The sequence below is a fragment of the Roseomonas chloroacetimidivorans genome (assembly GCF_049629625.1).
Lineage (GTDB): Bacteria > Pseudomonadota > Alphaproteobacteria > Acetobacterales > Acetobacteraceae > Roseomonas > Roseomonas chloroacetimidivorans.
Map to the genome: position 1 here is coordinate 1 of NZ_JBNBZS010000157.1, position 6,954 is coordinate 6,954.

5 protein-coding genes and 3 pseudogenes are annotated in these 6,954 nt (G+C 66.9%); 3 read left to right on the forward strand and 5 right to left on the reverse strand.

The genetic code is table 11. From position 1 onward, the window contains the following. Window positions 1-209, forward strand: a pseudogene (locus ACO1BU_RS35280) (hypothetical protein); the annotation flags it as partial. A gap of 259 nt (window positions 210-468) precedes the next feature. On the opposite strand, the gene ACO1BU_RS35285 reads toward ACO1BU_RS35280, so the two are convergent. Further along, window positions 469-2,778, reverse strand: coding sequence for a heavy metal translocating P-type ATPase (locus ACO1BU_RS35285; protein WP_424140567.1), 2,310 nt, complete (start codon window positions 2,776-2,778; stop codon window positions 469-471). A gap of 271 nt (window positions 2,779-3,049) precedes the next feature. On the opposite strand from ACO1BU_RS35285, the gene cueR reads away from it, so the two are divergent. Beyond that, window positions 3,050-3,721: a Cu(I)-responsive transcriptional regulator gene (cueR, locus tag ACO1BU_RS35290; protein WP_424140568.1), complete on the forward strand. Its 672-nt coding sequence runs from the start codon at window positions 3,050-3,052 to the stop codon at window positions 3,719-3,721. Here the strand turns inward: cueR and ACO1BU_RS35295 are convergent. Beyond that, window positions 3,602-3,967: a hypothetical protein gene (locus ACO1BU_RS35295; RefSeq protein ID WP_424140570.1), complete on the reverse strand. Its 366-nt coding sequence runs from the start codon at window positions 3,965-3,967 to the stop codon at window positions 3,602-3,604. The two genes, cueR and ACO1BU_RS35295, sit on opposite strands and share 120 nt — an antisense overlap. Before the next feature lie 70 nt (window positions 3,968-4,037). Between ACO1BU_RS35295 and ACO1BU_RS35300 the strand changes: the two genes are divergently transcribed. Next, window positions 4,038-5,018, forward strand: a complete 981-nt coding sequence (locus tag ACO1BU_RS35300) for a response regulator (protein WP_424140569.1) — start codon at window positions 4,038-4,040, stop codon at window positions 5,016-5,018. 121 nt (window positions 5,019-5,139) lie between these two features. On the opposite strand, the pseudogene ACO1BU_RS35305 reads toward ACO1BU_RS35300, so the two are convergent. The 3 genes and pseudogenes from ACO1BU_RS35305 to ACO1BU_RS35315 form a co-directional block, all read right to left on the reverse strand. Next, a pseudogene (locus ACO1BU_RS35305) lies at window positions 5,140-5,590 on the reverse strand (IS110 family RNA-guided transposase); the annotation flags it as partial. Between the two features lie 305 nt (window positions 5,591-5,895). After that, a pseudogene (locus ACO1BU_RS35310) lies at window positions 5,896-6,018 on the reverse strand (transposase); the annotation flags it as partial. Between the two features lie 79 nt (window positions 6,019-6,097). Continuing rightward, window positions 6,098-6,954, reverse strand: an 857-nt coding sequence (locus tag ACO1BU_RS35315; RefSeq protein WP_481133260.1) for a phosphoketolase family protein, incomplete at its 5' end; no start/stop codon positions are given.

A 6,954-nucleotide genomic window follows, 5' to 3' on the forward strand; every position in this document is an offset into this window, starting at 1 on the left:
GCGCAGTCCCCAGCAAAGCCGTTCCCAAGCCCGCCGAGACGCTACCAGCCCGGACGCTCTCCACCTACCTGCTCAAGGTCGCACGCCTCGGCGGCTATCTCGCCCGCACCCACGACCCACCGCCCGGCAACATCGTCATCTGGCGCGGATGGTCCAGGCTCTCCGATCTCATGCTCGGAGCCGAGTTGGTAAAGCGGAAATGTGGGTAATTGAAAGGCAAGGCTGACGCTTACGCTTCGTCGCCCGCGAGATCTTCGGCTATCTCTGCCGCCCGGCCGGCGCCCAACACTCAGCGCCAGCGAGCCCTTGACAGTTATAGGAGCATCACCCCCCCCCGCGAGGACAAGGCCGCCCACGAACAGGGATGCGGTGCGGCCAGTGCCCGGGGCAGAACACCCGGAGCACCTCGACCTCCGACGGTGCGGCTTCTGGTCGGGCATGGCTGCCGCCCTGGTCACCCGACCGCTTCTAAAGCCGGACCGCTCGAAGACGCAGCGCGTTGCCGATGACCGACACCGAACTCAAGGCCATGGCCAACGCGGCTACGATCGGACTGAGCAGGATGCCAAGGACCGGGTAGAGCACGCCAGCGGCGAGCGGCACTCCGAGCATGTTGTAGAGGAAGGCGAGGAACAGGTTCTGTCGGATGTTGCGCATGGTCGCCCGGCTCAGGACCCGTGCCCGCGCGATCCCGGCAAGGTCGCCCTTCACCAGCGTCACGCCCGCGCTCTGCATGGCCACGTCAGTGCCAGTGCCCATGGCGATGCCGACGTCCGCCTCGGCCAGGGCGGGCGCATCGTTCACGCCGTCGCCCGCCATGGCGACGACCTTCCCCTCCGCCCGGAGCTCTCGGACGATGCGGTGCTTGTCCTCAGGCAGGACGTCCCCTTGGAACTCGTCAATCCCCAGCTTCCGGGCGACGGCCGCAGCCGTGGTGGCGTTGTCTCCCGTCAGCATGACGATGTGGATACCCTCGGCGCGCAGGCTCTGCAGGGCGCTGGGTGTCGTCTCCTTGATGGGATCAGCCACCGCGATCACGCCACCCGGTTTCCCATCGACGGCCAGGAACAGAGCGCTGCCACCCTCCCGCCGGAGGTCATCCGCCTTAGTGGCGAGGTCTCCGAGATTTACGCCGAGGTCGGCCATTAGCCTGGCGTTACCCAGCGCGACGTGGCGCCCGTTCACCGTTCCGGTGACGCCCCTCCCGGTGACGGACGCGAAGTCTGCCGGTTCCCCGAAGGCCACGCCCCGTTCCTTGGCCGCGGCGACAACGGCGGCGGCGAGCGGGTGCTCGCTCGACCGCTCCAGGCTGGCAGCGAGGGGCAGGAGCTCGGCCTCGGACAGGCCGGGTGCCGCGACGACGGCCACCACCTTGGGCTTGCCGACGGTCAGGGTGCCCGTCTTGTCCACGACGAGCGTGTCGACCTTTTCCATGCGCTCGAGCGCCTCGGCCGACCTGATGAGCACGCCCGCACCGGCGCCCTTGCCAACGCCGACCATGATCGACATCGGCGTGGCCAGCCCAAGTGCACAGGGACAGGCGATGATGAGCACCGAGACGGCTGCGATCAGCCCGTAGGAGAGCGCCGGGGACGGGCCCCAGACGGCCCAGGCGACGAAGGCGATCACCGCGACGGCGATGACCGCCGGAACGAAGTAGCCGGACACATGGTCGGCCATCCGCTGGATAGGCGCCCGGCTGCGCTGGGCCTCGGCCACCATGGCGACGATGCGGGACAGCATGGTGTCCGAGCCCACCTTTTCGGCCCGCATCACCAGAGAGCCGGTGCCGTTCACCGTGCCTCCGATGACCTTGGAGCTGATGGCCTTCTCGACCGGCAGAGACTCTCCGGTGACCATGGACTCATCCACGGAGCCGCCGCCCTCGAGGACCTGGCCGTCCACCGGCACGCCCTCGCCGGGCCGGACCCGCAGGCGGTCGCCCAACTGCACTTCGGCCAAGTTGACCTCCTCGTCCGTCCCGTCCGGACGGATGCGGCGCGCTGTCTTGGGTGCGAGGTCCAGCAGGGCGCGGATGGCGCCTCCCGTCTGCTCGCGAGCGCGTAGCTCCAGCACCTGCCCGAGGAGGACGAGCACGGTGATGACGGCAGCGGCCTCGTAGTAGACGGCCACCGTCCCATCCATGCCGCGGAAGCCCTCGGGGAAGACGCCGGGCACGAAGGTGGCCACCAGGCTGTAGAGGTAGGCAGCTCCCGTCCCGAGAGAAACCAGGCTGAACATGTTGAGGCTTCGGTTCACGACCGACTGCCAGCCGCGCACCAAGAACGGCCAGCCCGCCCACAGGACAACTGGCGTCCCGAGCAGGAACTGGATCCAGGTCGACGCTGTCGGCGAGACCAGGTTGTGCAATCCAAGCCGAGGGATATGTCCGCCCATCTCCAGGATGACGACCGGGATCGCCAGGGCCAACCCGATCCACATCCGCCGGGTCATGTCGATGAGTTCGTGGTTAGGCCCGGGCTCGACCGTCACCTCCAGGGGCTCGAGCGCCATGCCGCAGACAGGGCAGTTTCCCGGCCCCTCCTGCCGGATCTGCGGATGCATGGGGCAGGTGTAGATGGCGCCCTTCGGCGCCGCCGGTGCGACCGCCTTCTCCGGCTTCAAGTACTTGTCCGGGTCGGCCTGGAACTTCGTCCGACAGCCCGCAGAGCAGAAGTGAAATGTCCTCCCGTCGTGCTCGAGGCGATGCTTCGAGGTCGCCGGGTCCACCTTCATCCCGCAGACCGGGTCGGTGACGAGCCCATCATCCGCTTCCATGGCTCCATGGCCGTGGTGGCAACCAGGCCCGTGCTGGTGCGCGTGGCCGTGACTGAAGTGCTGACCGCTCATGCTTGCCGCCCCCGGTGCAGCCCGCGGGGCGCGAGCCGGTGTTGTCTGGAGGCTCGCAAGGTGGTGCTTCCAGCCATGGGAAGGTCAAGGGCTATTCAGCGCGACCACTCCAACCACTTCGGTCTTGACCCTCCCCCGATGGGAAGCCCCATCTTCGGAATCGCTTCGGACCCCGGGCGGCTCTGGACGGAGGGTGGACATGAACATCGGGCAGGCCGCCAAGGCCTCCGGCGTCTCGGCGAAGATGCTACGGTACTACGAGAGCGTCGGCCTGCTTCCGCCGGCTGGCCGGACTGAGGCGGGCTACCGGGTCTACTGGGAGCGCGACGTGAACACGCTCCGCTTCGTCCGGAGGGCGCGTGACCTCGGGCTGCCGCTGGATCGCATCAAGCTGCTGATCGGGCTCTGGCAGGATGAGGACCGGGCCAGCGCGGACGTGAAGCGGATCGCGACCGAGCATGCGGCCGAGCTCAGGGCCAAGATCGCGGAGCTGACCCAGATGTGCGAGGCGCTCGAGGGCATGGCCGCGGCCTGCCACGGCGACCATCGGCCGGAGTGCCCCATCCTGGACGAGATCGCCGCAGGAGGCGGGGACTCCCCTCCCGGGGCGCACGCCGTGCCAGGATGCGAAGACACGGCCCAGAGCACCGGCCGCCGGAACACACCGGGCCACTCTGGGAGCCTGAGGTCAGGGATTGTTCACTGTCACGGCGGAGGCCGCGAAGCCGTGCAGCCTCCGTCCTCTGGCCAGCTACACTCCAGAGAATGTTTGCGCCCAGCTCCTACCTTTAGCCCTGTCGAGCACTCGCCTGACCTGCCAAGGCCGCCATCCCTCCCCTCCCCGCGGCGTACGCACGCCGCGGGCGGTTAGCGCGTCCGCGAGCTGCTGGAACGTGGTGGCACCCGCCCGCCGTGCCGCCTCGACGTAGGGCATCACCTCCGCCGCGCGCCGCCCTGCTGCGGCCGACCAGGCCGCACGCGCGCCGGCCGCGGTCGCGCTGTCTCCTGGTCGGAGCTGCGGATTGCCGAGCTTCACACCACGAGCGCGGGCAGCAGCCAGCGCCGCCTTGGTGCGGGCGGAGGTGGCGCGGGCCTCTTCCTCGGCGACGAGGGCCATGTGGTCAGCGACAATCTGCGCGCCGGGATCAGCCGGGCCTGCTTTCACGAGCAGGCGATGAACCGGACCTATGCCCCTTAACAGGCTGCGGAAATTCGATTTTGGCGAGGCTTCTACGAAATTTTATTACGCTGCGTACGATTCGGGCACAGAAGTGTTGTGCACATCACGGTCTGTCCAATTCGGATTGTTCGTGTGGCTGGGCTGGAGCAGCGAATTTCCGCAGCCTGTTAATGCCCGGGACGCCATGCCCGAGGGTGGACGACTCACCATTGAGGTGGCGAATAAGGTGCTGGACGAAGCCTACGCACGCCAGCACGTCGAGGTCACGCCAGGGGACTACGTGATGTTGGGTGTCTCGGATACCGGCACCGGCATGCCCCCGGAAGTGCTGGCCCGCGCTTTCGAGCCCTTCTTTACGACCAAGGAGGTCGGCAAAGGCACGGGGCTCGGTCTCGCCATGGTGTTCGGCTTCGCTAAGCAATCCGGCGGGCATGTGAAGGTCTATTCCGAACCCGGGGAGGGCACGACGGTGCGGCTCTACCTGCCCCGCGCCATCGGGGTCGAACTGCCTGGGAAGCAGCGCCCCGGGGCACCAATAGAGTTGCCGCGCGGCTCGGCCACAGTGCTGGTCGTGGAGGACGAGCCTGCGGTGCGCGAGGTGGCTGCCACCATCCTGCGTGACCTCGGGTATCGGGTACTGGAGGCGGCCGATGGGGCCGAGGCCCTGCGGGTGTTTGGGGAGAACGGCGCCAAGGTCGATCTGCTCCTTTCCGACGTGATTCTGCCCGGTGGCATGAAGGGGCATGAACTGGCCCGCAAGCTCAACGAGGTTCGTCCGGGGCTGCCGGTACTGTTCATGTCCGGCTACACCGAGAACGCCATCGTGCATCACGGCCGCCTTGATGATGGGGTGCATTTCATCGGCAAGCCGTTCGAGCGGGAGCAGCTGGCGCGCAAAGTGGCCAGGGCGCTGGACGCCCCAACTACCCCGCCGAGCACGGAAGGGAGCAAGATCGAGCCCCGTCAGCCTAGGGCACCAGGGGCATAGCAGGTTCAGGGTAGCGCTCCGGCCGCCACGACCGCCGAACGCGCGAGCGCTGGCACTTGGTCCTGCTGCTCGTGCAGTGTGGCAATGACGGTCGCGGCGCCTGTCCGCCCGATGCTCGCGACGATGCCGTACTCGGCCAGGTGAGCCCGGATGGCGTTGATGAGCATCGTGCGCTGCCGGACGAGCAGGTCGCGCGTCTTGTGGAGCATGAGCACGGCCTGGGTCTCAGCGCTCTTTACCGCGACAAAGCGCATGGTCGGCCGTGTCACGGCTTCCGCAATCGCCTCGGCGTCAGCAGCATCTGTCTTGCCGTGCTTCACGTACGCCTTCACGTAGGCTGGCGGCATCAGCTTCACCTCATGCCCAATCGCGATCAGCTCGCGTGCCCAATGGTGCGCTCATGCGCACGCCTCCATGCCGACGAGACACGGGGGTAGGGCCGAAAAGAACTAGAGGACCTCGGCACGGCGGAGTTGGCGGCGGACAACAACGCGCCCGTCAGCGCCGACCGCATGGACCTTAAACACGTTCTTGGCGAGGTCGAGACCGACCGTGGTAATCTCCTGATGCATGGCACAGCTCCTTTGACTTGGACCTACGGGATCCTACCATCCCATGGCCACGATGGGGGCAGGCGCCGTCCACAGCATCAAGTCGCCCGCTCAGGCGCCGCGCTTCCTGTCAGCACACTCTATGATTTACGGGCACTTCCGTCCACGCCGGCACCTGATGTCGGCCGGCGAGTACCAGCGCGTTCGGGCCAAGGCTTTTCGGGCCTGGCAGCAGGAAACCTGCGCCCAGGCAGCCGCCTAACCCTGGCGCGCCTCATCGCCACACGGACAGGCTCGCCCTCCTTTCCAACAACTTGCCAATGCCGCGTCGACTTGCCCACCCCTAGATGGGCCGCCACCTCGCCCACCGTCCGCCCGCTCGTAGTCAGCAGCCGGACCGCCTCCCGCTTGAACCTCTCCGTCCAGCCCCGCTGTCGTGGATCGCCCATCGCACCCTCCAGGTTATCATGACCTTACCGGAGCGCTCTCCACTCCCTCCGTGAAAGTAGGGGCCTCTGATGAACAGGATCAAAGCCACGGCGCTGCGGTCGGCGGAAGTGCTGCTTTGTTGACGGCGTGCGGCCAACGCCACTCCTGGACCTCGGGCATGTCCGTGCCATGCTGCCGAATATAGCGCTCGTGCTCGGTCAGCTTGTCCTGGATCGCCTGCCTCGCGTAAGCAGCGGCCGTTCCGAGGCCTGGGACACGATCGATCACGTCAGCCACGAGGTGAAAGCGGTCGAGCCGATTGCGCACCACCATATCGAAGGGCGTGGTGGTCGTTCCCTCCTCCTCGAAGCCCCGGACGTGGAAGTTCCGGTGGTTGGTGCGCTTGTAGACCAGACGGTGGATCAGCGTCGGATAGCCGTGATAGGCGAAGATGACCGGCTTGGTGGTGGTGAACAAGGTGTCGAAGTCAGTGTCGGTCAGCCCGTGAGGATGCTGCGCCCGAGGTTGCAGCGTCATGAGATCGACGACGTTGATAAAGCGGACCTTCAGCCCCGGGAAATGCTGCCGCAGCAGGTCTGTCGCGGCCAGTGCTTCCAGCGTCGGCACGTCGCCGGCGCAGGCGATGACGACGTCGGGCTCGCCGCTGTCGTTGCTCGCCCATTCCCAGATGCCCAGGCCCCGGGTGCAGTGCTTGATCGCCGAATCCATGTCGAGCCACTGCAGCTCGGGCTGCTTGCCGGCGATGATGACGTTGATCCGGTCCCAGCTACGGAGGCAGTGATCCGTGACCCAGAGCAGCGTGTTCGCGTCGGGCGGCAGATAGATGCGCGCCACCTGCGCCCTCTTGTTCACGACATGGTCGATGAAGCCGGGATCCTGATGGCTGAAGCCGTTATGGTCCTGGCGCCAGACATGGGAGGTCAGCAGGTAGTTCA

What these genes read in the sequence shown, in the direction of transcription:
- ACO1BU_RS35300 (WP_424140569.1), top strand. Translation starts at nt 4,038, where the DNA reads ATGCCCCTTAACAGGCTGCGGAAATTCGATTTTGGCGAGGCTTCTACG.
- ACO1BU_RS35285 (WP_424140567.1), bottom strand. Translation starts at nt 2,778, where the DNA reads ATGGAAGCGGATGATGGGCTCGTCACCGACCCGGTCTGCGGGATGAAG.
- cueR (WP_424140568.1), top strand. Translation starts at nt 3,050, where the DNA reads ATGAACATCGGGCAGGCCGCCAAGGCCTCCGGCGTCTCGGCGAAGATG.
- ACO1BU_RS35295 (WP_424140570.1), bottom strand. Translation starts at nt 3,967, where the DNA reads ATGGCCCTCGTCGCCGAGGAAGAGGCCCGCGCCACCTCCGCCCGCACC.